General features: G+C 43.7%; 20 protein-coding genes, 1 pseudogene and 1 riboswitch. Of the genes and pseudogenes, 11 read left to right on the top strand and 10 right to left on the bottom strand.

Annotated features, from left to right (window positions below; translation table 11 throughout):
- Positions 1-38: 38 nt before the first annotated feature.
- Together CXF61_RS14330 and coaBC are read right to left on the bottom strand one after the other, a co-directional pair.
- Positions 39-686, bottom strand: a complete 648-nt coding sequence (locus tag CXF61_RS14330) for a phosphopantothenoylcysteine decarboxylase domain-containing protein (protein WP_413775334.1) — start codon at positions 684-686, stop codon at positions 39-41.
- Positions 681-1,454: pseudogene (gene coaBC, locus CXF61_RS14325) on the bottom strand (bifunctional phosphopantothenoylcysteine decarboxylase/phosphopantothenate--cysteine ligase CoaBC); the annotation flags it as partial. The gene CXF61_RS14330 and the pseudogene coaBC, both read right to left, overlap by 6 nt.
- 128 nt (positions 1,455-1,582) lie before the next feature.
- On the opposite strand from coaBC, the gene radC reads away from it, so the two are divergent.
- The 3 genes from radC (at position 1,583) to CXF61_RS09055 (ending at position 7,450) form a co-directional block, all read left to right on the top strand.
- Positions 1,583-2,266, top strand: coding sequence for a RadC family protein (gene radC / locus CXF61_RS09065; protein ID WP_165597972.1), 684 nt, complete (start codon positions 1,583-1,585; stop codon positions 2,264-2,266).
- 349 nt (positions 2,267-2,615) lie between these two features.
- Complete coding sequence (locus CXF61_RS09060) at positions 2,616-5,549, top strand: acyl-CoA dehydrogenase (protein WP_165597971.1); 2,934 nt, start codon at positions 2,616-2,618, stop codon at positions 5,547-5,549.
- Between the two features lie 524 nt (positions 5,550-6,073).
- Positions 6,074-7,450 (top strand): dicarboxylate/amino acid:cation symporter, encoded by a 1,377-nt coding sequence (locus CXF61_RS09055; RefSeq protein WP_057761609.1) that lies wholly within the window; start codon positions 6,074-6,076, stop codon positions 7,448-7,450.
- Positions 7,451-7,568: 118 nt separating this feature from the next.
- Here CXF61_RS09055 and CXF61_RS09050 read toward each other — a convergent pair whose 3' ends face one another.
- On the bottom strand, positions 7,569-8,324 hold the full coding sequence (locus CXF61_RS09050; RefSeq protein ID WP_057761611.1) for a TSUP family transporter: 756 nt from the start codon (positions 8,322-8,324) through the stop codon (positions 7,569-7,571).
- 464 nt (positions 8,325-8,788) lie between these two features.
- Here CXF61_RS09050 and nhaA point away from each other — a divergent pair, with 464 nt between their 5' ends.
- The 3 genes from nhaA to CXF61_RS09035 all read left to right on the top strand — a co-directional run bounded on the left by nhaA (position 8,789) and on the right by CXF61_RS09035 (position 12,239).
- Positions 8,789-9,991, top strand: coding sequence for a Na+/H+ antiporter NhaA (nhaA, locus tag CXF61_RS09045; RefSeq protein ID WP_102091810.1), 1,203 nt, complete (start codon positions 8,789-8,791; stop codon positions 9,989-9,991).
- A 209-nt stretch (positions 9,992-10,200) separates the two neighbouring features.
- Positions 10,201-10,803: a DUF2799 domain-containing protein gene (locus CXF61_RS09040; RefSeq protein WP_165597970.1), complete on the top strand. Its 603-nt coding sequence runs from the start codon at positions 10,201-10,203 to the stop codon at positions 10,801-10,803.
- Between the two features lie 77 nt (positions 10,804-10,880).
- Positions 10,881-12,239, top strand: a complete 1,359-nt coding sequence (locus tag CXF61_RS09035; RefSeq protein WP_165597969.1) for an oxygenase MpaB family protein — start codon at positions 10,881-10,883, stop codon at positions 12,237-12,239.
- Between the two features lie 132 nt (positions 12,240-12,371).
- On the opposite strand, the gene CXF61_RS09030 is transcribed toward CXF61_RS09035, so the two are convergent.
- A complete protein-coding gene (locus CXF61_RS09030) occupies positions 12,372-13,106 on the bottom strand; it encodes an NUDIX hydrolase (protein ID WP_165597968.1) in 735 nt (244 codons plus the stop codon).
- Positions 13,107-13,663: 557 nt separating this feature from the next.
- Between CXF61_RS09030 and CXF61_RS09025 the strand changes: the two genes are divergently transcribed.
- Complete coding sequence (locus CXF61_RS09025) at positions 13,664-14,227, top strand: NUDIX hydrolase (protein ID WP_101206043.1); 564 nt, start codon at positions 13,664-13,666, stop codon at positions 14,225-14,227.
- Positions 14,228-14,309: 82 nt separating this feature from the next.
- On the opposite strand, the gene CXF61_RS09020 is transcribed toward CXF61_RS09025, so the two are convergent.
- The gene (locus tag CXF61_RS09020) at positions 14,310-17,390 is read right to left on the bottom strand and encodes an insulinase family protein (RefSeq protein ID WP_165597967.1); all 3,081 of its coding nucleotides are present in this window, start codon (positions 17,388-17,390) and stop codon (positions 14,310-14,312) included.
- A gap of 292 nt (positions 17,391-17,682) precedes the next feature.
- Between CXF61_RS09020 and CXF61_RS09015 the strand changes: the two genes are divergently transcribed.
- Positions 17,683-18,144, top strand: a complete 462-nt coding sequence (locus tag CXF61_RS09015; RefSeq protein WP_165597966.1) for a universal stress protein — start codon at positions 17,683-17,685, stop codon at positions 18,142-18,144.
- 99 nt (positions 18,145-18,243) lie between these two features.
- The gene (locus CXF61_RS09010) at positions 18,244-18,705 is read left to right on the top strand and encodes a universal stress protein (RefSeq protein WP_057761630.1); all 462 of its coding nucleotides are present in this window, start codon (positions 18,244-18,246) and stop codon (positions 18,703-18,705) included.
- Between the two features lie 120 nt (positions 18,706-18,825).
- On the opposite strand, the gene CXF61_RS09005 is transcribed toward CXF61_RS09010, so the two are convergent.
- Positions 18,826-19,761: a LysR substrate-binding domain-containing protein gene (locus CXF61_RS09005; protein WP_165597965.1), complete on the bottom strand. Its 936-nt coding sequence runs from the start codon at positions 19,759-19,761 to the stop codon at positions 18,826-18,828.
- A 220-nt stretch (positions 19,762-19,981) separates the two neighbouring features.
- Between CXF61_RS09005 and CXF61_RS09000 the strand changes: the two genes are divergently transcribed.
- Entirely contained in the window at positions 19,982-21,103 is a 1,122-nt protein-coding gene (locus tag CXF61_RS09000) for a YeiH family protein (protein WP_165597964.1), read from the top strand.
- A gap of 240 nt (positions 21,104-21,343) precedes the next feature.
- Here the strand turns inward: CXF61_RS09000 and CXF61_RS08995 are convergent, their stop codons facing one another.
- Positions 21,344-21,553, bottom strand: a complete 210-nt coding sequence (locus CXF61_RS08995; protein ID WP_045453470.1) for a cold-shock protein — start codon at positions 21,551-21,553, stop codon at positions 21,344-21,346.
- Positions 21,554-21,796: 243 nt separating this feature from the next.
- Positions 21,797-22,219 (bottom strand): YbaN family protein, encoded by a 423-nt coding sequence (locus tag CXF61_RS08990; RefSeq protein ID WP_165597963.1) that lies wholly within the window; start codon positions 22,217-22,219, stop codon positions 21,797-21,799.
- Between the two features lie 433 nt (positions 22,220-22,652).
- Positions 22,653-22,769, top strand: a riboswitch (TPP riboswitch).
- 172 nt (positions 22,770-22,941) lie between these two features.
- On the opposite strand from CXF61_RS08990, the gene CXF61_RS08985 reads away from it, so the two are divergent.
- On the top strand, positions 22,942-23,838 hold the full coding sequence (locus CXF61_RS08985; protein ID WP_165597962.1) for an ABC transporter substrate-binding protein: 897 nt from the start codon (positions 22,942-22,944) through the stop codon (positions 23,836-23,838).
- Positions 23,839-23,946: 108 nt separating this feature from the next.
- Here CXF61_RS08985 and CXF61_RS08980 read toward each other — a convergent pair whose 3' ends face one another.
- Both CXF61_RS08980 and CXF61_RS08975 read right to left on the bottom strand, forming a co-directional pair.
- Complete coding sequence (locus CXF61_RS08980) at positions 23,947-25,275, bottom strand: VWA domain-containing protein (RefSeq protein WP_165597961.1); 1,329 nt, start codon at positions 25,273-25,275, stop codon at positions 23,947-23,949.
- Between the two features lie 14 nt (positions 25,276-25,289).
- The coding region (locus CXF61_RS08975; protein ID WP_193834208.1) for an SEC-C metal-binding domain-containing protein at positions 25,290-26,461 on the bottom strand (1,172 nt) is incomplete at its 5' end.

The raw sequence follows: 26,461 nt of genomic DNA, 5'->3' as shown, positions 1-26,461 counted from the left end.
TATCTACATGCTAGCTATCAGATTTAGCGCCTGTAGCTCTAACTATCTTTACGTTGACCGATTGCTTGACCAATAATGCTAGCCAGTTGCTCAGCAATTTTATCTTTACTGGTCTTCTCAAGTGTTACCGCGTCACGCTCATAGCGCTCAGAGAAAAACACCTGCATCGCATTGTCATCACTAGCAAAACCGATATCTACACGTGAGACATCATTGCAAGCAATCATATCCAAATCTTTTGCGACCAACTTACCACGGGCATAACGCTCGACATCTTGCGTCTCTGCGGCAAAACCAACGACAAATAGCTCCGGATGCGCAAGAGAAATCGTCGCTAGAATGTCAGGGTTTTTAACCAGACTGAGCGTCATGGCATCTTGTGTCTTTTTGATTTTTTGCGGTGCGGCTTCTTCCGTACGATAGTCCGCGACCGCTGCGGTCGCAATAAAGATATCTGCTTTCACAAATTGGTTGTTATCATAAGACTGTAGCAAGTCATGACTGTCATTATGGCCGCTTACATCGTCATCACCGCAACCACAGTCGCCATGATGGTGTTCGTGAGAATGGTTATGAGAGTGCTCATGTTCATGTGGGTGCTCATGAGAATGGTCGTGCTCATCTTCAAAGACCAATTGAAGCTCGCTATGCGTGCCATCTACACATTGCTGCGCCGCTATCAGCATATCTTCAGCAGACAGCACATCGATCCGTGTGACATTAAGCGGCGTGGGCAATGCCACTTTACCACCAGCGATTAAGACAACGTCTGCACCAGCAGCCACACAGGCGCGCGCCAATGCAAAGCCCATTTTTCCTGAAGAGTGATTAGATAAATAACGTACAGGATCAATCGCTTCTACGGTGGGACCTGCGGTAATGACCACTCTTTTGCCTGCCAGCAATTGCGGCGTTGTGTTCATCGCTATGAACAGTAAAACCTCACCCAATAACTGCTCAGGCTCAGGCAATCGCCCTGCTCCGACATCACCGCACGCTTGCTCACCGCTAGCTGGCTGGATAATCTGATAATTCATATCGCGCAAGGTTTGCACATTTAGATTGACCGCTGGATGCGCCCACATCTGCTGATTCATGGCAGGAGCAATAATGACAGGCGCTGTAGTGGCAAGGCACACTGTAGTCAATAGATCATCAGCCATACCCATGGCCAGACGCGCAAGCGTATTGGCTGAAGCAGGTGCAATGACGATTAAGTCGGCCCACTTGGCCAGCTCAATATGCCCCATGCCTGCCTCTGCCTGCTCATCGAGCAACGACACGTGCACCTCGTTACCCGTCAACGCTTGTAGCGTCAGCGGTGTGATAAATGCTTGTGCACCCGTCGTCATGATAACGCGCACATCAAAGCCTGCCTTGACTAACAAGCGGGCAAATATAGCAGATTTATAAGCGGCGATACCGCCAGTAATAGCAAGCACAATATTGGACATAAGCGTGGCATCAACAAAAAAGTGAAAAGATAAAATTGCGCTTATAGTAACAATTATGAGATAAATTGGGTAAGATTTTCCGTATCTATCTCAGATAATGAGTATTAACCCATTTTCAAGGAGTGACAATGGCGATCAAAGACTGGCACGAGGATGACAGACCGCGCGAAAAACTTTTAAAGTTTGGTGCAGCTCATTTGTCTGATGCCGAGATACTGGCCATATTTTTGCGCACCGGTACTCAGTCTCAATCAGCGATTGAGTTAGCGCGGCATTTGATTGATCAGTTTGGTAGCTTAGCCGAGCTATTAGCCGCCCCTCAAAAGACGGTTCTTGCCTGCCATGGTATGGGACCTGCAAAGTACGCCCAAATATTAGCCTCACTTGAGATGGGTACGCGCTATCTGGACAGTCAACTCAAAACTGGGCAAGCACTTGGCCGCTCACAAGCGGTCAAAGACTATATCAGTACCCAGTTGCGCGGCGAGCATCGGGAAGTGTTTGCCGTACTTTGTCTCGATAATGCGTTGAACCTTTTAAACTTTGAGATATTATTCACGGGTGGCATCTCATCATGTTCTGTCTGCATCAAGCACGTACTGCGGCATGCACTAAGCCACGCTGCTAGCCAACTTATCATCGCCCACAACCATCCTCATACCGATGCCAAGCCATCGACCGCTGATAACTTACTGACCTATGAGCTAAAAAAAGCCTGTGACCTGTTAGATATCTCGCTTGTCGATCACATTATCGTCGGACGTAACGACACTTTGTCTTATGCCGAAAGCTGCCTTTCCCCTTTTGGTTAGCTCTTTGGCTAGTTTTCGATAATAGCTAGCTACGTGTTCCAACTAGACATATGATTAACCTGCAAACAATTATGTTTGATACATATCATCGACAGAGCGTAGCATTTTGGCTCTTGATAGTTATCGACAACTGTTTCATATTAGTAGCCATTCTTGTCATTTATTTGTCAATTACTTACTAGACCGTTAATACTAGTACTTAAGAGACGTAGAACCGAGCATTTATGGATTAACAAATCATTCGATTTACTTGTAAGACAGTGAATGGCAAGACGAAAAATAATTATAGTTAGCTCTTTCACTCACATACTTTTCGCATTTCTTATTCAGCGTTTCAAAGGAGATAGTCATGGCAATTGGCTTGTTTATTTTGGCAGTCATCATTCAGTTAGCCGTGGTCTTGGCCATCTTTTTGTTGTCCTTATCACGGGTCACCGGTAGCATCATCGCCCTGATTACGGTTATCGTCACTGCAATTATCAGCCCATGGTCGCTCATTTTGGGTATACCAATGGCACTACTGTGCTTGGTCTTACTCGTTGCACCGCTTCGCCAATCGTTAATCACTAAGCCTGTTTATAAGGCGCTAGGTGGTGCGATGCCAAGTATGAGTGATACGGAGCGTGAAGCGCTTGATGCGGGTACTAGTTGGTGGGAAAAAGAGCTGTTTATGGGTGTGCCGAACTGGGATACCTTTGCCAATTATCCTTATCCGCAGCTCTCAGAAGAAGAGCAGAGTTTCATTGATAATGAAGTAGAGACCTTATGTGCCATGCTTGATGAATGGCAAATCCAGCATAAAGATAAAGATTTATCACCTGAGGCATGGCAATTTATTAAAAGTAATGGTTTCTTAGGTTTAATCATTCCAAAAGAATTTGGCGGCTTAGAATTTAGCTCTTATGCGCAAAGCCGTGTAATGAGCAAGATTGCTTCGCGCTCGCCGACTGCCGCTGTGACCTGTATGGTTCCCAATTCGCTCGGCCCTGGTGAGCTATTGATGCATTATGGTACAGACGAGCAAAAGCAGCGCTGGTTACCAGGTCTTGCAAAAGGTGATGAAGTGCCTTGCTTTGGTTTAACTGGGCCCGAAGCAGGCTCTGATGCAGGTGCGATTCCTGATACAGGTGTAGTCTGTTACGGTATGCACGAAGGCGAGCAAGTGCTTGGCTTACGCATGAACTTCTCTAAGCGCTGGATTACCCTAGCACCTGTCGCTACTGTGGTTGGTCTAGCATTCAAAATGCACGATCCTGAAGGTCTGCTTGGCAATCTTGAAAAAACCGATTACGGCATTACTTGTGCCCTCGTTCCAGCCAACCACGAAGGTGTGGTAACAGGACCACGTCATAATCCAATCGGCTCCCCATTTATGAATGGTACGGTCGATGGTAAAGATGTCTTTATCCCATTAGATTACATCATCGGCGGTGTTGAGAATGCTGGTCGTGGCTGGCGTATGCTGATGGAATGCTTGGGCGTTGGTCGAGGTATTTCTCTACCAGCTCTATCGACATCAGCCAGTGAAATGACTTACCTATCTGTCGGTGCGTTCGCAAAAGTTCGCGAACAGTTCAAGATATCAGTAGGTAAATTTGAAGGTGTACAGGACGCTACTAGCCGTATGGCGAGTAACACTTATATGTTAGAAGCGTTCCGTCATTTGGTCACTTGCGGATTAAACCAAGGTGGCACGCCATCAGTCATGACTGCCATGGCAAAATACTATGCGACTGAAACCATGCGTAGCGTCGTCAACGACGGTATGGATGTGGTCGGTGGTCGTGCTGTACAAATGGGTCCGCGTAACTTTTTGGCGACACCTTATCAAGCGATTCCTGTCTCTATCACTGTCGAAGGTGCCAACATTTTGACCCGCTCACTTATGATCTTTGGTCAAGGTGCGATGCGTTGTCATCCTTATTTATTCGACGAGCTTCAGTTACTACAAAGCGAAGATAAAGCTGCTGCTACTGAAAAATTCGATACCCTTTTCTTCAAGCATTTGGGTTATACGTTTAACCGTGGCGCCAAAGCTTTTGTCGCAGGTTATATTGGTGGTAGCGATAAGGCCCCGAGTTTCGCAGACGCCTTTACCCGTCCTTATTACAAACACATTAACCGTTTAAGTGCGAGCTTTGCCCTAACTGCTGACATGGCATTAGGACTATTAGCAGGAGATTTAAAGCGTAAAGAGATGCTCTCTGGTCGCTTAGCAGATATTCATAGTCATCTATTTATTGCGACTGCTATTTTGCAATTCTATGAGCATGGTAGTAAATCAGAGTCTGAGCGCTTACATGCTGAAGTTGCGCTACAAAACAGCTTGTACACGATTCAAGAAGCCTTTGTTTCATTCTTCGCCAACTTCCCAAATCGTATGGCAGCCAATGTGGTTAGCTTTGTGACTTTCCCAAGTGGACGTATCTTTACCCTAGCAAGCGATGAGCTAAAACGCCAGTTGGGCGAGACTTTCATGGATGATTTTGCAGCCAACCCGTTCCGCGATTATCTAAAAACCATGGTTTATTACAACACAGATGCAGACGATGTAACTGGTCGTATGGAACATGCTTATCAGACGTTGGTCGAAATCGAACCGTTGTGGCAGAAGTTCAAAAAGGCAGAGCATCAAGACAGCTTTGAAGGTCTAACCTTTGAAGACCATGTGGTACACGCCAGTCAAAATGGCGGCATTACCGAAGAAGAAGCAGAAGTGCTGATTCAATATAACGCTATGCGTTTTGATTCATTATTGACCGATACGTTTGACGAGCATCTATCGGAAGCGCTAGAACGTGACAATCCTCATGCCCTCGAAAATGCGGTTCATCAACTGACTGATTACGCACAGCTAAAAAGACAAGCTCAGAGTAAAAACGGTATCGCTGTGGATACCGATGCATCTGTCGTCGATGAGCTAGCCACCACTAACGAACCAACTATTAATGATCTAGACAGTCCTGCAAACACAGACAATCATACTAGTGATGCCAATCCTAATCATGGTTATGAAAGTGATGGCGATGTAGAGTTGGTGAGTGAGCAAGATACTGTCAAAGAAGTAAATTCGCAGACAGATTTTGAAGAGTCAAAGCCTGAGAGAGAGGCACTCGATCATCGCCATCGTGATGCTGAATCACATCTTAACGAGCGTATGGGCAATAATCATAATCGTCATATTGCACCACCTGACGAGATCAATACTGAAGTAAGTGATAATGATATCAAACCTTTAGAACGCCAATCACCTTTATCACGCGAAGAAGACGATAAAGTTTAAAGGTCTATGCTGTTTTTGATATTAGTATTAGAAACTGAGTATTATTAGATTTTATAGTAAAACTTTCACTTTTCATTAGCCAGACTATCTATAAACGATAGTCTGGCTTTTTTTGGTCTATTGGAAATTCTGAGCTTAATTAATCATATGAGTCTTATTCTTTTCTTCGCATTTCGATAACTTGAAATCAACGGTTTGATATCAATAGTTTGACATATTCGCTTACCATAAAAACTCTTTCATGAATATTTTGTTTCATATGGGAAACAAACCGTTTAGAATAAATATTGACTATATTATGGGCACATAGTTGTAACGAGAAATGTACATTTAGAATAAAATCAGAAAAAAATCTTGCAGTGCCCTTAGCTATTCTTTTATATTGTCCACGAAAATGTGACATCGAGCGACAATCACGGGAACTTAATAGTCATAACAAGCTTTGTAGTAAGGCTGATAAGTACAATCATGTTGGCTAATGAACACTTACTATAAAGCTGTTATGCACACAAAGGATATGAATTATGTGGAAGAATTTGGGACTGACGGGCAAGATTATTGTTGCCATGGTGCTCGGTATTGGACTGGGCCTATTTCTAAACTACTCAGGATTGAACGGCGAAGGTGGCTTTGTTAACACTTACATCACCAATGGCTTCCTTGCCATTGTTGGTAAACTATTTGTCAACTCGCTAAAAATGTTGGTCGTACCTTTGGTGCTTATCTCACTGATTTGCGGTGTATGCGGTATTGGTGATATTCGCCTACTTGGACGTATTGGTACCAAAACGTTCATTATTTATATGATAACCACTGCACTCGCTATTGCGACTGCGATTGGTCTTGGCTCGCTATTCGGTATCGGTAAAGGCATGAATATCGGAACGGAAGCCGAGTTTGAAGCTGCGTCAGCGCCGCCTCTACTTGATGTATTCTCTAACATTATCCCATCGAACCCCATCAGCGCGATGGCAAATGGTGATATGTTATCGATCATCTTCTTTGCTATTTTGATCGGTGTCAGTATCTTGATGGTAGGTAAACCTGCCAAAGGCTTAGTGCAGAGCCTAGAGCTGATCAACGAAGTTATCTTAAAGATGGTCACGATCATCATGAACCTTGCACCATATGGTGTATTTGCGCTATTGACCAAAGCAATGGCAGAGCTAGGTTTAGACTTGATTTGGTCACTACTGGGTTATGTCGCGGTATTGGTCGGTTCATTGGCCTTCCACTTCTTTGTCACTATGATGATTGTACTTAAAGTCTCTTCAGGCCTGTCTATCAAGACGTTCTTGGCAAAAATGCGTGAAGTACAGATCTTTGCTTTTAGTACCTCAAGCTCGAACGCGACGATTCCTATTACCTTGCGTACGGTTACCAAGCGTATGGGTGTAAACAACTCAGTTGCGTCGTTCACTGTTCCTTTTGGTGCTACCATCAATATGGATGGTACGGCTATCATGCAGGGTACTGCGACCATCTTTATTGCCAACATTTACGGCATTGATTTGGGCGTGACCGAATACTTAACCGTCATCTTGATGTCAGTACTGGCATCTGTTGGTACGGCTGGTGTACCTGGTGTTGGTCTAATCATGCTGTCTATGGTATTCGCTCAAGTGGGTCTACCAATCGAAGGCATCGGTCTAATCTTGGGTGTGGATCGTATTCTTGATATGCTACGTACTGCTGTAAACGTCGGTGGTGATGCTGCTGTTACTACTATCGTGGCAAAATCAGAAGGCAAAATGGATCTGGCTATTTACAATGATCCTAACGCTGGTGCAAAAGACGTATTTGATGGTCATATCGATGAAGACAATGAGCGTGAGTTCTCTGAAGTCTTTAGTGATGGCATCATGGGTAGTGAATACGATGATGTTGATCGTCGCCGCTAACCCACTCCTGCTAGATAGAAGTGCATAAAATAAAAAACCTCAGTCAAGTTGGCTGAGGTTTTTTTATGATTAATAATCAGTAAATGATAATGGTTAATACGGTTCTATCAACAACTAATTAGCCAAACACATACTTGGTCAACATCGCCAGACAGACCAGTACAATCACTGGACGAATCAATTTGCTACCGCCTTTAACCACCATATGCGAGCCAAAATAGGCACCGATGGTTTGTCCAACCATCATCGCTAGCCCCACTTTCCACAGTACGTTGCCACCCAAAATAAAGAAGATTAACGAACCGATGTTGGTCGATAAATTCAATACTTTTGCCGCGCCTGTTGCTTCGATAATTTGACGACCACGTAATGCTACATTGCCAAGCGCAAAAAACATACCAGTACCTGGACCAATATAACCATCATAAAAGCCAATCAACGGTGCCACAACTTTTTGCCATTTGCCCTCTGAGATACGCGGTGCAGCTTCTACTTCACCCAATCTAGGAGCAAATAACGTATAAATACCGATAGCCGCGATTAAAAATGGAATGACCTTTTCAAGCAAGTCAGGTGGTGACATCTGTACAGCGATGGTGCCGATAACGGAGCCAATAAAAGCGGCAATGATAGCTACTTTAATACGTTGCGGTTTGACGACCCCTTTTCTAATCATAGTAATAGACGCCGCTAGTGCGCCTGATGCCGCTTGCAGTTTGTTGGTACCAAGCGTTAATACTGGTGGGATGTTGGCTAGTAACATGGCAGGGATGGTCAACAACCCGCCACCGCCAGCAATAGCATCAATAAATCCTGCCAATGCGGCCACCGCAGTAAGCATTAAAATAATCTCTAACGAGAAAGTTAAGTCCATGACACTGACCTGCAAAATATGATAAGAAAAGAAAAGGAGTTCTGAGATAAGGCTAAAATGTCGTTATCGATAAGCTGACAGCTTACCAGTGCTAGCAAAAGAAATAATGACACATCGCACAGCGCTGCTCATTATAAAGATAAAACCGTAAAAAAAGCCAAAAACGTAACAAAGTCTGCTAAATTTGTCTAATAACGTTCCGAACATGCTCAGCCGAATAGCGACTTATTAAAAAGATGTAACGACTTACAACTATTGTGCTAGTCAAATCCTCTTTATAATATTGCTATTGTAAATATAAAAAAGTAGACCGTTGGCACTGGCTCAACGTATTTTGTTGTCTATATTGATAAGAGTATGAGAAACTGTTTCTGTCTATTTGCTACCTCAAAATTATAGGTAGCGCAGACATTGATGGATATTTGAGGTTATTTAGTAAATTGTATTTAGCGAATGAGGATGATATGGCAATACGAAGGATTAAGGCATTTTTTGAATTTGAGGCAGCAGGCGGTATCGTCTTAGCATTGGCTGCCATTGCTGCAATGATCATTGCCAACTCCCCTCTTAATGTTTGGTATGAAGGTTTTATTCATGCACCAGTCGCCATTCAGATTGGTGAGTTTGCGATTGCCAAAGACGCTCATCACTGGATCAATGATGGTCTGATGGCGGTTTTCTTTTTCTTAGTTGGATTAGAGCTTAAGCGTGAAGTACTCATCGGTGAGCTGTCCAACGTCAAGCAGATAATACTGCCAGCAGGGGCTGCACTTGGCGGTATGATTATGCCAGCGATTGTCTATCTGCTCTTTAACTACAATGAGCCTGAGTTTTGGAAAGGTTGGGCCATTCCTGCGGCTACAGATATTGCGTTTGCACTCGGTATTTTGAGTCTTTTAGGTAACCGTGTACCTAACTCTTTAAAGGTATTTTTGGTCTCTATTGCTATCTTTGATGACATTGGTGCGATTCTGATTATCGCTTTGTTTTACACCAGTGAGTTGTCGTTAGAGTCATTGGCAGTAGCTGGTTTATGTTTGCCGTTCTTATATGTTCTTAATCGCCGTAACGTCACCAATATCACACCATATCTACTCATTGGTCTGATCATGTGGATTGCCGTACTCAAGTCTGGTATCCATGCAACATTGGCAGGTGTGGTACTAGCACTGTTTATCCCGATGTTCGACCGTACTGATCCTGAGCACTCTCCGCTTGAAGAGCTAGAGCACGATCTACACAATACCGTCGCCTTTGGTATTTTGCCAATCTTTGCTTTTGCCAACTCGGGTATCTCGCTCGAAGGCGCAGGTTTTGCTGAGTTATTCCACTCAGTGCCGCTAGGTATTGCCGCTGGTTTGTTTATTGGTAAGCAGTTAGGCGTCATGTTTATGTGCTGGTTAATCTTTAAACTTGGTATCTCAACTATGCCAAAAGGTATGGACTATAAGCAAATCTACGGTGCAGCTCTATTGTGCGGTGTTGGTTTTACCATGAGTTTGTTCATTGGTGGCTTAGCGTTCGCTGGCGACACCACTATGTTTGATGAGCGCTTGGGTATTATCATGGGTTCAATCGTCTCTGGTATTGCTGGTTACATCATGCTAAAAATGAGCTTGAAAGACAATGCTAGCGGTACATCGGTCGATTTGACTCGTCCACATTAATGAAACGTAGAGTAGCTTATAATGGTACTGCTTAATGTTGATGCCACTTATAAGCTGCTCTATTTTATTTGTATGTACGTTATCGAGATATTTATAAGTGACCTAGCAATCAATCACAAGGCTGCATAACGTGATTGATTGCTAATATCATTTATTTGTGTTCACAGTTATTATCGTTATGATAGTTATCACAGCTATCGGAGCTAACCATGTACCGACTTATACACCGCGTTGTACGTCAACTGGCATTAGGGTTGTCTGTGTTCGGTAGTATCTATCTGCTAGCAAGCTGTGCAACACTCTCCAAGCAAGAATGTCTCATCGGTGATTGGCAAGCTATCGGCTATAACGATGGCGTGGCAGGTTATCATTCAGACCGCTTAGCATCTCATACAAAAGCCTGTGCCAAAGCCAGTGTCGCCCCCGACTACCAAGCATGGGAGCGCGGTCGTAAACTTGGTCTACAACAATATTGCACTATCAATAATGCCTATAACATCGGTAGACGTGGTCGTCAATTAAACAATGTTTGTCCAATTGCTATGGCCAACACATTGCAAGCGGCTAATCAAAAAGGGCTAGATTATTACGCCTTAAACAGTCAATTAGACAAAGACAATCACCTCTTAGATACTTACCAATCAGAATTTGATAAGCTAGAAAATGGTGACATGCTAGATTTTGCTAATGAAAAAGAAGCCCGTGCACGGCTGCTATCTCTATCTGATGAGATTCGTGATACCAAACGCCGTATCCGAACAACACAGCAGCAATTAGATTCATTGAACCAATCCAGTAATTTTTACGAATAACTGCGATGCGAAGCTAACGCAATGCAAGTTTGACTTTCTAAGGCACGCCCCAACTCTGAAAATGGTACTTGATAACTATGGATAAGAAAATCATCAATACGGCAAGTACTCCAACTGACAAACCTGACTTTCCATCATCGAACGCTTATCAGCGTCATGGACGTACCACTGCTATCGATGACCATAGCGATTTGCAGGTTCTAAAACGCATTAAACGTTATTTATTGCCAAAAGATTTTACGATCTCGCCTGCTCTACTTGATGAGATAGTGGCAGGTTATGATATTGGCGATCCACTCGCAGACGCGCTAGCCGCTCAGAACATAAAGTTTGCAAAGCCTTTACAGCATACTATTCTTGACGATAGTCCAAACCATAAACTTACGAACAACGACCTTGTAAACAATCCATCATTTAGCGCGCTCACTGAGCAATTTAGCAGCCATCCTGATTGGTTCGACCCAAAGCTTGCTCAGATAGGTGCAGTTGCCTATCGGCGCTATCCACTGATGCTCATTTGGCTATTGCGTAATGTTGCTCTGATGGCCGGCTATAGCATCCCTGCCCTCTCGTTACCGCTCATTCAGACAGGCGCACTGATGCACGATGCGCTACCGCGATTGATGCGTACTTACGCTTATATCTTGGCCGTGTCTGAACACCCCTCATCTAATATGAGCACACGCAATCAAAACAAACCTATCGAGCAAGTATTGGCTATTGGCTCTGAAGGCTGGCGACAATCGATCCAAGTACGTCAAATACATACTTTGGTACGGCAAAACTTACTCAAAGGTAAAGGCAGTGCTGCTACAGGCGTGATACCAAATGCCGAGCAACATCATAACCCTGACGGCAGTTGGAATACCAACTATTGGGGCATTCCTATCAATCAAACCGATATGATTGCCACCCATTTGCAGTTCTCGTTACTGATTATGCGCGGTCTACGATTGCTGGGCGCACGTATTAGCACAGAAGAAGCCGAGGGTATCTTACATCTATGGAATCTTGCCAGTTATTGGATGGGTGTTGATTTAGATCGCTTACCAAAAGATGAGGCCGCGTGTTGGGAATGGCTCTATACCTATCTATCGATACAGCAGCTAGACTTTAAGATGGGTCAGCCATTGGCAAAGGCATTGCATGATTTACCGCGTCAGCTGATGGGTGAAGAAAATCGCCGTGGACGTTTTGTCGAAATGGTCAATGCAAGTGTCACCCGTACCTTAGTTGGTGATGATATAGGCGATGGGCTGAACTTACCAAAATCGAAGATACGCTTTGGTGTATTGTCTTCGGTGCCGATTCTTTTTGCGCTCGATACTGCACGGCAGCATAATGCGTCCGTAGCCCATAAGCTAGAAGCATTTCGTGCCAAGCGCCAAGACAATATGAACTGGTGGCTGAAAAAGAACGATGATTATTATAAGTAGATGATTATAGTCATCCCACTATAAAAGCATTACTGTGTTAACCTCGTTTGAAGTATCACATATACATCTACACTCGGTTGCCTTGTACTACTTTTAAATTGAATCGACTATATTATTAATAGATGACATTTATCAGCGTTTGTTTTCGACGCGGTAATACCACTCTAGCTGTCGATCAAATCCTGTTTCTAATAGGTTAGCAATTACCCGTCCTGTTAGCCCCCATACTGTCTCACCATCGACCTGCCAGCTCGGCGTCAGTATGGTAGCCATTTGCTCTTGCATCTTATACTCAATTTCATACTCTACCGTTGGTTGAGTAACTAACGATTCTAAATCTGCCCAAAAGATGCGTGATATTTCTCCCGCTTCAGGTACGAGTACCAGGCCAGGAGCGATGAGTGCCACGATTGGGCGTACGCTCATACCACTTTTTGAAGTTTGAATAGGTAGCTGACCAAGCAACTGGACTTTATTGGGCGGTAGCGCTGTTTCTTCACAGGCTTCACGCAATGCGGTAACGACATTATTGCCATCGCCTCGATCATGTTTACCACCCACACAAGACACTTCACCCGCATGACTATTCATATGGGCGGCACGGCGTGTTAATAATAGTTTAGGCCTGCGCTCATGAGTAATAGCGACCAGTATTGAGGCATCGGCAATCGGTGTCTGATATAAGCTGTCCAAAATACGCGTACTTTGTGAGTTGTTGCCACTCTCGTACATCGCTGGACTAGTCAGCGCATTTAAGGTCTCGTGCTGCACTCGCTCGGCCAGTTTTCTGAGTGTAGGATGACGAATAAAAGTAGGTACAGCAACTGACAGGTTATCGAAGCTTACAGCCTCCGGTGTGAATAACATTATAATTGCCCTATATTTTTATCGTTATTAAGCGGTACAAACAGCATCTTTCTTGTTTTCTATTATTAAAATCGCGACTAGTAAATAAAACCAATAATCTATCTATTGTTTTCGACCGCTCAATTTATTAGCGGCTTTGATATCAATAATTACTGAACACTCACTAGACTAGCGCAATATAATAGTGGTTGCATGCTATTTATGTGACTGATTCATTGCTTATTAATGCTCAATAACGGCCCTATTAACTAATGATAGTCAGCCTATCTGCGAAATGATGCGTTACTGTTATCGTGATTCTGTCTGTCGATAATATGTGCTATCTTAAGACGATAGCTGCTCTTTAGAATAATATCTTATATAGTCGATCTCATATAAGTCAGGTACGTTTAAGTTAGGTTCATCGTCAGGTTCACTCAGTTTACTGCTTGTGGTACTTACCTTACCGTCCTTCTATCTAACTTATCTCGAAACGATGACAGCAGCACTTCAGAATATAGGTCTTATAACCTATAAAAAACATAATACACAATAACTTTTATAACAAGGTAGTTGATATGCGCTATTGCCTCCAATGCGGTCATGAAGCAGAACGAAAAATCCCACCTACGGACAATATGCCGCGTTTGGTATGCCCCAATTGCCACTATATCCACTACGAAAACCCAAAAGTTATCTGTGGCTCGCTGGTGGTACACGAAGATAGAGTGCTACTCTGCCGCCGAGCCATTGAGCCCCAGTACGGCCTATGGACGATACCTGCAGGTTTTATGGAAAACGGCGAGACCATGGCTGAAGGCGCCGCACGCGAGAGCTACGAAGAAGCTGATGCCATCGTACTGAATCCGCATCTATACTGCATTTATGACTTACCAGATATTGGGCAGATCTACTCTATTTATCTGGCCGATCTAAAAGATGGCGCGTATGGTATTGGCTCAGAAAGTCTCGACTGTGCACTGTTTAGCGAAGAAGACATCCCATGGGATACACTGGCATTTGAAGCCATTCGCCGTACTCTAAAAAGTTACTTTGCTGATCGTAAGCAGTATAACGAGTTGTCAGAATTTCCGATTCATCAAGACAAAATTGGCAAAGATTTGAGTATCAAGCGATATTAGTCAATTACCTAACCGTAAAAAGCCAAGCATGATGCTTGGCTTTTTTGTGCTTAACTTTTAATCAAAAACAAACCTAATTGCCTTAGCTCTTTATTCTACAAACCTCAAAGCCTAGGCCTTTTACTGCCTCTTCTTTGTCGTAAGGCGCTAGCACTGCACGTACATGCTTTTGACCTTGCAGATATTGCTTGGCAACGCGCTGCAAATCAGCGACCGTGACGGCTAATATCGACGCACGCATTTTACGCTGCCAGTCGACACCGCGATGATGCAGATTTGCGAAGCAGGCTTTGATTGCTTCGCCTGCAGGAGAGCCCGGCTTATCCATACCTGAGATAATACCTAAGATAGCTTCTTCTAATTGCTCATCAGTTTGTGGCTCGTTTAATAACCACTCGATACTGGCGTCAAAGTGAGCAAAGGTCTCAGCGCACTGTGGATCACGATAGCTAAAGAACTTAAAGGCACAAGCATTGGCATCATAGCCCGCACCGCCGCCATAGGCACCGCCGCGCTCACGAATCGCACTGTGCAAATAGCCGTTACGTAAGTAAGGCGCTAATACCATTAGTGCCGCGGTATCAGGATGGTCAGCAGCAGGTACAGTATAAGCACTGGCATTGTGATAGACGTTGGTTGGTACTAGCCATGCTAAATCTGCAACATCGAGCACGTCGTTTTTAACATCGTCGCCACTCTCTAACGCCTTACCCGTATCAGTCACACCATTCAATGCATTATCTAATTGCAGATTTGCAAACTCACTTGGGATATTTGCTGCTGCGTTGGTTAAATCATTAGAAGCGGTCGTCGCTTGGCTGTCTTTCCAGCTATCAACGATTAAACTACTTAAGCGTTCGGTTTGCTCTGCTTCACAGATAATAACGGCATGCTTAGGCAAGCTGATCAGACGTTGATGTAAATCCATCAAGCTCGTAGCCAGTTGATCCCATTGAGCATCATCTGTACTAGCATGTGCCAAGAAATCTTTAAGTGCGTTCAATGCTGGTAGACCGCTGCGCACATATTCCAACTGCGCTTGGCGACTCATACCGCGACTGGCCGTTTGCATCGCATAAGAATGCCCTGAGCCCGCTAGGTTTGACTGCCAACCCGCTTGACGCTGCTGCAAAATTTCTTTGATACGGTCATGCTCAGAGAAGATACTGTGCTCCATGACTTCTTTGAGCAAATCAATTGCTTCAGGCTTGCGATTTAGCGCACGCGTTGCCACGACAAAGTAGCTGCTAATCGCTTGGCTATCATCGACGTTGGTACGTTGGCTGATACGTGCGGTCACACCAGAAGAATGCGCGGCCTGCTTGGCTTGCATCTCATGAGCGCTAAGTGAGTCAGTACCTAGCTCAGATAATAGACTTAAATAAATAGGCAACAATGGATGATTAATCACATCATTAACTGGTAGCGCATCTGCGCTCGCATTACCAATTGCTTCAGTGAGTGGGACAATCACTTGATAGTAATAAATGCCATTAGTGCCAGCTTCATACTCAAATAGCGTGCTGTCTTGCCCGCTCAAACGCACCTGCTTTTGGGTGCCTTCTTTAAAGCTGATATCCGTTGGTACGTCTTCTAAACCAACTTTTGGCAACAAGCTCAAATCATCTGGCGCAGCTTGACGTGCAGCCAAATCTAAAGCTTGTTGCTTTAAAATAGCTTTGTCATCAGCAGTCAAATCCATCGCGATAGTATCTAAACGAGTCTGTTCAGCTGCTGCCAAACGCGCTGTTTTTTCGCTATCAGGCGTCATCGTTACGCGTACGCGATGCTGATTGTCCAATAGATGCGTTTTAATCAAGTTCGGTAGCCACTGCGGATCGACGACTTGCTCACGTAGCCACTGTAGATGCTCGTCTACTTCCCAAACATCGATAGGGTTACCATCATGAATAGCGGTACTAAAGCCTTCTAGCATAAGGTTTAGACCATAAGGAATGCTATCGCCGCCGATATGACGCTGATCAATCTCAATCTGATGTAGAATGGTTTCGATCGTCTCATCATCGACTGGTGAATTGGCCACTTCGGTCAGCAAGTCGATAATACCTTGCTCTACTGCTTCGGCATGTTCAGGGTTAGAGCCGCGCAGTCCCGTATAAAAGACCATTTCATAATGACTGTCATCAAGTCCCAATAGCGGACTTGGTGCTTTACCCAGTGGATGGCTATCAAGATAAGCACGCAATGGCGAGCCTGCATGCTCAATCAGCACGCCTTCTAATAGACGCAATGCTAAGCGCTGCTTAGGATCGGTAATCGATGGTAGCAACCAAGCAATCACATGATGCGTCTGATCTGGGCCCGCTTCGTCAGCAGTATAAGTATCAACTGCGCTAATTGGTGCAGACAAACGCTGCTCAGGACGCGATACATGCTTTTTACCTGCTTCAAACTGAATCAAAGCATCTTCGTGTATTTTCGCTTGCGTCTCGGCTACAGGGATATTACCGAAACTCATGATCACACTGTTTGACGGATGATAATGGCTCTGGTGAAACTCGGTCAGCTCAGTGTGCGTCAAGTCAGGAATATCGGCAGGATCGCCGCCTGAATTATAATGATAGGTCGTCGTTGGGAACAGATGATGAGCAACCGTATGATATAGCTGATCAATCTCGCCACTCATCGCGCCTTTCATCTCATTAAAAACGATACCTTTAAACTGCGGCTTATCATTTTCATCAAGCTCTACGCGAATGCCTTCTTGAGCAAAATCGAGCGGATGGATATTTGGGAAAAACGACGCGTCTAGATAGACAGCGAGCAAGTTAAAATAGTCGTTTTTGTTTTGCGTCGCATACGGATAGGCCGTCCAATCAGCTGCGGTCATCGCATTCATAAACGTGTTTAATGAGCGTTTAATCATTGAAAAGAACGGATCACGTACTGGGAACTTGTTCGAACCACATAATGCCACATGCTCTAAGATATGCGCCTCGCCTTTTGAATCCATTGGCTGAGTGCGAAAACCGACCAAAAACGCATTTTCATCACTTGGGTGTGCCAGATGATAATGCATCGCTCCTGTTTTTACATGCTGACTGATCAGCACATCCATCGATAGCGCCTCAATGTGGCGATGCTCAATCAGCTCAAATGCTGGATGCAAGGTTAAATCAGCAGTAAATGGCGTGTCCGTCATAGTTATCCTTATCGCTTATCATGCGTATAGTGCCCTGACTGTCAGGGAAAATAGAGTAATAAATTGGCTAAAAAAGAGTTGGCTTAGCGCTATTAGTGGGGCTGCGACATGGATAAGTCAAGGCAGTAGCCATGCAATAATCCACCACATAATCTACGTTCCTATCAACTTTAGCTATCAGAGCCTTAAAGTTACAAATCTATAAATATCCACAATTTTATTATGGATTTATCGCTTAACAAAGGTGATTTGCACTGCTACTATGAAGTTAATGACTAACTAGGAGTACCTTATGAGCTACCAACATGTTTTACTGGTCACTGATTTGCTATCCGATGCGGACAAAGTGGCGCTAAAAGCCAAGCGTATTCTCGCAGGCTCTCCTGAAGCCAGACTGTCTGTCTTGCATATAGTCAAGGATGACATGGTTCGCTTCGGTTACGAGCTCGTGCCGTCCTCTAGCCTCTCGGGTGATGTCGATAGTGAAAAGTGGCAAGAAGCACGGGCTAAGCTAGCGCAATTTTTGGCACGTAATGAGCTGGAAGCAATCAACTCTGAGGTCACCGCTGCCATCTCTAATAGTAAAGGTATCATTAATTACTGCCGTGAAAAAGACGTCGATTTACTTATCATTGGACGTCATGAGCGCCATGGTATTGCTGCTTGGTTGGTAGGAGCCACTGCCGATAGTATCTTGCCAAATGCTCCTTGCGATAGCTTAGTGGTGAAGCTTGATCAGCCTGTCTTGGAATAATTGGCATTGCTCCCATCCGCTGCTAAAGACGACAAGCTTTACTTAACAGCGCCCTAGAGTAGTGCTATAGTAAATACTATCTGATATGAGGAAGACGCTATGAGTTACGAACATATTTTACTGGTCACCGACTTACTCTCTGATGCAGATATAGTCGCCCAAAAGGCCAAGCGCATCGTCGAAAACCGTCCAGGCTCTAAGCTATCTGTTTTGCATATTGTCAAAGACACCATGGTTGGCTTCGGCTATGAGCTGGTGCCTGCCTCTAGCCTTTACGATGAGATTGATGATGAACGCTGCCAAGAAGCACGTGCAAAGCTAGCGCAGTTCCTTGAACGCAATCAGCTAAATGCGGCAACGTCAGAAGTCACGACTGCCATTTCTAGCAGTGAAGGTATCGTCAGCTACTGTCATAAACACGATGTCGATCTATTGGTCATCGGTCGTCATAAGCGTACCGGTATCGCTGCATGGATCAGTGGCGCGACAGCAGATAATATCTTGCCCAATGTACCTTGCGATAGCTTCGTAGTGCGACTGGACAAGCCTGTTTCAGCATAACAATACGCTTTGATTGTCTTATGTTATCTAGAGCATATCCTAAACAAAAAAGCGCAGCGTAAACTACAACGCTGCGCTTTTTTATGGCTAATAGATTTTAGGTTCATACAATCTCATCATTTAATCTTGTTGAATAATATCTATAAAGGTTTGCCAAATGGGGCTCTGGTGCCGAGCTTTGTGCCAGACCAGCCACCATGTACGCGATAAATCAATTCCCGCTACATTTACTTGTACCAGCTCACCTGTCGCCAATTCCGTCTCAATCACATGCTGCGATAGACAACCAAGACCAATATCTGCACTCACCATGTGTTTGATGGCCTCAGACTGATGTATCGCCTTTACCACTTCTGCATTGGGTAGATACTTAAGCAACTGCTCGTCGATAATCTGCCGTGTGCCTGACCCTGCCTCACGCACCAGTAACGGCAACTGCGCTAGCTGATTAATACTCATCTGATAGCAGTCCTCGTCTTCGCTATAGGTAGCTATACCCTTTAGCCACTTGCTATCGCGCTTGGCAAATATCACTAGCGTATCGGTACGCCATTCACGCTGCTCAATGGCTTTCATATCTACTGGACGCGGCATTCCTTCTACCAGCGCGATATCGATATTTAGTTGCTCAACCTCGCTCACTACCTCTTGCGTATTGGCAATATACATATCGACATTGGCATCGGGCAGCGCCTCATACAGCTTACCAAGTAAAGATGGCAGCACATAGTTGCCGATAGTGGTACTAGCACCGATGTGAATCTGTCCTGCTTGATATTGATGATAATGCTCAAGCGTGAGCGACTGACCCAAGATAGCCTGTGCCTGTATATAAATAGGATGGGCATTGGGATGTTGATTAAGCCTGCGACCGACGCGCTCAAATAGCGGCATCTGTAGTCTAGACTCTAACTCTGTCAGTGCGCTGCTGACTGCTGATTGTGATAAATGCAGCTCCTCACTGGCGCGACTGGTGCTACCTGTCTGATAAATACTGACAAAAACAGCAAGCTGCTTAAGCGTAATCTTTGGCACTGTCTGCACAGATTTTTTCATAATATTGATATTGCCTTATGCCAGTTTTTGCGCTGTTTTATTCGTGACGTTTGTCTTTTTTGATGCTTATGCGCGGTACATCGACTTCTATCATAAACTTTAACCTAAAAAATCGATAGCTTATATCTTATTAATCTGTTTTTATTATAAATATAGCAGGCATATACTGTCTATTCATAAGCTTATGCTTATCTTAATATAAGTAATAGGATGCCGCGTCATGCACACACTCGTCCAATCAGTCAGCAACTCCGTTCACAACTATACCCCTAATCACCGTCACTTGGCGGGATTGGTAGTCGTTCTGATTGGTAGTTTATTTTGCTTATGGTTGGACAGTAGTCTGGATGTATGGTCAAACGGACGTATCGTTGGACTATCCTCTTTAACGCTAGCGATTTTGCTAGGCATGATATTAGGCAATACCATCTATCCTAAATTCGCTGAACGTTTAAACGGTGGCGTTTGCTTTGCCAAAGGTCAGATATTGCGACTTGCGATTATGTTTTATGGATTTAAGCTGACCATGACTCAAGTTGCGAGCGTCGGTATGCCAGCGATTATGACTGATGCACTGGTACTGACGTCAACCTTTTTGCTGACCTATTGGCTGGGTACTAGATGGTTAAAAGTTGATAAAGAAACGGTGATTTTGATTGGCTCAGGGGCAAGTATTTGCGGTGCTGCTGCCGTTATTGCTGCAGAGCCAGTCGTCAACGCGCAAGCTCACAAGGTCACTATCGCCGTGGCAACCGTGGTAGTTTTTGGCACTATCGCGATGCTGCTCTATCCTTTTTTATATCATCTCGGTTGGTTACAGCCTTGGCTCAGCGCCCAGCAATACGGCATGTATACTGGCTCAACCGTTCATGAAGTGGCACAAGTCGTAGTCGCAGGTAATGCAATCAATACTGAGATTGGCGATACCGCAGTCGTGACCAAGATGATACGCGTTATGATGCTCGCGCCTTTCCTGCTTGTGTTATCGTTTGCGCTAACCAAAGAGCGCACCATAGATAGTGCAGCTGTAGAAGAAGATAATAAAGACGAGACGGCGTCATTTATGACTCGTGTCAAACAAGTTAAAGTGCCATGGTTTGCGTTTATCTTTATCGGCATTGTGTTGATACATACTTGGGTGCCGATGTCTGAGAGTATCGTACGCAGTATGGTTATGTTGGACGATGTGCTACTTACGATGGCCATGTTTGCATTAGGTCTGACCACGCATCTAAGTGCGATCAAGCAAGCTGGCGTTAGACCGCTTATATTGGGTGCCATTATGTTTGGTTGGTTGATACTGGGCGGTGGTCTGATCAATATCGGCATTAGCTTTATATAATAATTCGACTGTTCATTTTTAGCTTATTACTTCATTGCACAACATAAAAGGCCTCTAGTTATAAATAGCTAGAGGCCTTTTTGCATTGGTCGCGGTCTAATATGATTAGTTAAAATCTTTCAAATAAGACTTCTACTCGCTTAAGTACTCATATCTTAAATATTAAATCGCAGACGAAAAAAAACGAACCCGAAGGTTCGCTTTTCTACATCTATTCATCTATCTGTCTATAAAGACAAATTAGATAGCAACGATGTTATGTGCTTGTGGGCCTTTTTGGCCTTGAGTTACAGTGAACTCAACTTCTTGGCCTTCAGCCAAAGTTTTGAAACCTGAACCAGTGATTTCGCTGTAATGAGCAAAAACGTCTGCGCCAGTTTCTGGAGCGATAAAACCAAAGCCTTTAGCTTCGTTGAACCACTTAACTGTACCTTTTTGAACGTCTGACATAGTATAATCCTACTTTTAAATTTATTAATGGTCTAGTGACCGGTAACGCTTGCAAATAGCTACTGAACGATAAATATTAAAACGAAGGATTATAACTAATACTACGAGGTAATGATTTGGTGCAGAACTGCTCTTAAGCTTGGGCATATTATAAGGGGTACATCCCAGTATCGCAAGTCTTATCTCATGTTTCGTGTAACCAGAGCCGTTTATTGGCTGATTTTGGCGCAAACTGCAACGGATTTAGGCATTTGGTAAACGGAACAAATATATCGCTACCCCACTACAGACAGCGGCTACCGCCCATGCCATCCACATCATATCGGCAGGCAAACGATAAAATAACATAATTGTCGATGCTGCCATCATAACCGTCGCTAAACACTTGGCATAAAGCGGAACGGCATGATTTTCTTCCCAATCACGGACGAATTTACCAAAATATTTATGATTAATTAGCCAAAAATGAAAGCGTCGAGAACTACGCGCCCAGCAGCCTGCTGCTAACAGGATAAAAGGCGCGGTGGGCATCACTGGCAACAATATACCGATAATACCTAAGATAAAAAACAACCAACCAAGCGTCACAAAGGTCCAACGCAGCATTGGGCTATTGGATTGATCGGTCTTAGGTCGGTAATAGAACACTTTTTTATTATCGGTCATATAAGTTGTCGGTCATGTAAGTTGTCAGTTATGCCAAATGTCGATTGTCTAGAGTAACGCCTATTATATAAGCAGCGGTATAGAAGGCTAATCATGCAATATCGCCCGTCTACGCACAAGACTATTTATATAAGGTTTTTGCTATTGATAGGTGTGTTTGGTTAGTAATTGGGTAAGTACCAATGATAAATACTGCAGTCTTTTATTAACATGTCGATTGAAAGCCCTTATAAAAAGTTACGACAAGCCGTGATAAACAACAGCTATCATAAAGAGCGGTTAACGAACACCAGTCATCACCTGCCATCGTCTTTCCCGATACGCTTGCATCACGTCTCGTAAGTCGTCTATGATGACGCATTAGCTATCGATAATAGCCATTCGCAGTACTGATCAAAAACAGCAGTACTACTCAGAAACAATGCAATACCAATCAATCTTGTCGGGGTGCTTTGATTTAATGCTGTAGACACAGCCCACATCATCGCTGAGACACACCCGTGAACCTGAAGCAGTTAGCACTGACGTAGGAAACAAGCGTGACATACCCTCAGAGGTCTATAAATAAGAGCAGTCTATAGATGACGTACTGGTAGTGATAACCAGATCAAACGCCGAGCATCTGACAATTAGCATCGAGACTTCACTTTTCTTATTTGGCCTTTCTTGTTTTACTTAATCGTATCAGTCTGATTGTTTTCTATACTTAAAAGGAAACAACCATGCAGCCGACCACCAAACTTACTCTGACCCTCGAATGGTTTTTAAACCCTGATCATCTGCCCTTTATCGCTGGTGTGACCACGGGCGCGTATGAGCAGGCAGGGATTGATATTACTATCATCGAGCCAGATGACCACTATGATGGCTTTGCCGAATTACAGAACCAAAGTATCGATCTGCATGTCAATGAGCCTATCCATCTGTTTGAGCATTACGCGCCTAATTTACGTGCGCTAGGCTGCTTTTTTGAGACCGATGGCGGCATATTGATGCAGCAGTCTAGTATGGGCAAGCTAGAAAACAATCAGCCTATCCGCATCTGTACCCCTGCTGCTGAGGAAAAAACCAATCGTATTGGCTTTGAGATATTGGCTCGCTATGCCAAGAAAAATGGCTTTAGTATCAGCCGTGATAATGTGAGCTTTGTGCAAAAAGACTTTTATCATATAAAAAACCTGCAAGAAGACCCAAGCCTAGATGGCGCATGGTTATGCTTTTATAACTTTGAAGGCGTTGAAGCGACTCATGAGGGTTTAGAGTTTACGTTTATCGATCAACATCTGTCACCTTATCCTAATTTTTCGGCGTTAGAGATTCTGACGACGGATGAAATCTATAGCGCGAAAAAGGACGCGATAGATACCTTTATCCAAGTGACCAACCAAATGACGGAATTGTGCAGAAACGAGCCAGCCACCGCCCACCGTATGTATTACGACTATAGTAAAACTAAAGCCGATACGCTGATGGATGCCATTATTGATAATACACTGGGCAGATTGCTCACGCCAATCAAGCCTGATGCAAGTAAATGGCAAGAACTGCGCGAGATGCTAGCCGAAATCGATATCGTAACCTTAACTGATGAGCAATATCAATCGCTTTGGGAACTGTAGAGATTTTAGAAGTTAAGAATTTTTAATAACAAAAAACCGCCATAGCATTTGCTGTGGCGGTTTTTTATTTAGCTGTAATCGAATAGTGAGGTTAACACAGTAATATTTTTATAGTGAAGTGACTATACCAAGTTGCTTGGCTTCTTTAAGCCACATTGGGAACTCTTCTAGCATGTTTTCATACAACGCTTCTTCGCTAATGTCATCCAAGTCATCGAGTTCAAAAAAGTCGCAATTATCAATCACGCGCCCTGTCATGTCGTCTAGTTTTTTTAGGATGCCATAACCACGACCACCCAAGCCCACAAATTGCCAAAATATCGGCAGTTTCGCCGCTTCCGTCATGACTCTCGTGATACCGCGATTGTCATTTACCCCGCCATCACTGATAAATAGCACGTAGACAGGCACATCCAAGCCGTCCTTTTGATAAAACTCTGTCACGGCTTTCATGACCTCTGCTTCATTATTAATGCGTGGGCCAAGTGCCCATTTGCGCCAGCCGCCATGAGCGTTGTTAATGAAACCGTCATAATTGCTCAGTCCAATCTCGCCCAAATACTGCGGATCTCGGGCAAATGCCCAGCAGTCTAGCGCTTGGTCGTCATCGAAGTTCACTGCCAATGGTAATATGCGATTGACTACTTCTTGCACGCGGCCTTTTTTGTACTGTCTATTCATTGAGCCTGAGGCGTCTAGCACCAACGCCACTTTTGCCGTTAATTGTTGTAATTGGCGTTTCTCAAGCGATATCGTGGCTTTTTTAGCCAGATTGACCAGTTTTGGGGCTTTGTCTAGCATGACCTTTTCTAGCAATGGTTTTGCTTGCATTGGCGTGGCGGTCGTCTCTGCTGCTTGTGGACTACTCTCTTCTACATCACCACCAAAATGCTGCACGATGGCAGCAAGTCCACCATTAAAACCTTGCGCGACGTTAGATACCCGCCACACACCACTCTTACGATAAAGCTGCATCAGCATACTGGCTTGCTGCTGGGCAAAGTCTGCTGCTTGATATTCTGCCTGCGCCTTTTGTAATTGCTGCCAAATACCAATCTCTAACGATTGAATTTGATTCAGCGGCGTGTCGGCTGATAATACAAAAAACAAGCTGTCTATATTCGCATCCAGTTTGGATAAATTAACTTCAAACTCGGCTTGGATACCTTTATTCGCTGTTGGCTGCGATTCATAATGGGTGAGCTTGATTTGCCCGCACGGTGAGGTTGGCTGATTATAAAACACCATATAATCATCATTGATCAGTTTGCCCGCTGCGTCTAAGGCAAAGCAGCTGATGTCCATCTCGATTGGGCTGTGGCGAGTGAACTTGAGCGTGATGGGTGCAGTATCGTCAATAGCAAGTTTGCTTAAAGGCGCGCGTTGTCCGACGGTGAGATGGTTCCTGGTTTTCCTTACGCAATAATTTGAGAAAATAATGGCTTAAATTTTTAAGGTCGGCAACATTTTTTGTATTTCTTACCACTTCCACAAGGGCAGTCATCATTAACACCCACTTTCGGAGGTTTAACTTTAGTTTTCAAATTAATTTGACCTGATGGCTTAGCCATTGTAGATAACTTATTCTCCATTTTTTCTGAAAACTGCCACTCATGATTTAAATTAATACCGAATCTGATTTTTTTTGTTTGCGGATCGATACATATACCGTGCCACTCTGGAACTTTACAGTAATACTTTCTTAGTTCTGCATGTGATTTAAGTATCCGGCTCGCCTCTGATAATTCATCATTATTGCAATGTATCGTTAAACCATCATTATCAAAACCCATTGTTAAGTCATGATTTTTTCCGTCGTGACTTGATCTTCTGCACAACTCTTCTATGGCCTCATTTATTTCAAATATTGTATTTTCGCTTAATTTAAGAAGTTGCAAACCAAAATCAATAATTCTCGAATCATTACGCCTTTCAACTTGCTTGATCATGTCATCAATATTGGTACCTATATATTTAGTAAGTATACCTTCAAAGGTGTCTTTTGCATTCAAGCCATCCCTTCTTGATAACATAGCTAGATCAAGTTCAGCATTGAAGTCATCATGAAAATGAATCATAGAGAAATCACTATCAAACCATAAATTATTTTTCAAATGATATGCGAGTATAGTTAGCTCATGTGATGCTAATAGTTTTTCCGCATAATCAGTTCTACGCTGAAGATAGCTCAAAAAATATAAGGGGGTTTTTAGCATTTCAGTTAGGACATCTAAGCAAAAAACGTCCATAACAAATGGTGACTTGATGATATCTGTCACTTTATACTTTAAAAAGTTTCTTGACTGAAAAAACAAGGCTGGATAATGATCAGAAACAATACAAATAGGATATATTTCTTTAAATAGTATATTAGATACATCAATTTGGCTTCCTTGTTCATCTATAAGAATACTATCGGCATTTAAGAGTAAATTAGAACAGGAATATGCTTGATCATAAGCATCTTGTACCGCTTTCTTGAAGTCATCTTGAAGACTTTGGTCATTACCTTTGCGTGATGTAATAGTCAGTTTTTTAGACTTAGCCTGTACAACTATTGCTCTATCAGCAAACATAACCAATACATCGATTTCTCCTAAAATATCACCATTCGCGTTCGTTA

The sequence above is a fragment of the Psychrobacter sp. 4Dc genome, from assembly GCF_002836715.1.
GTDB lineage: Bacteria > Pseudomonadota > Gammaproteobacteria > Pseudomonadales > Moraxellaceae > Psychrobacter.
This window is presented reverse-complemented; position numbering and strand designations above follow the sequence as displayed.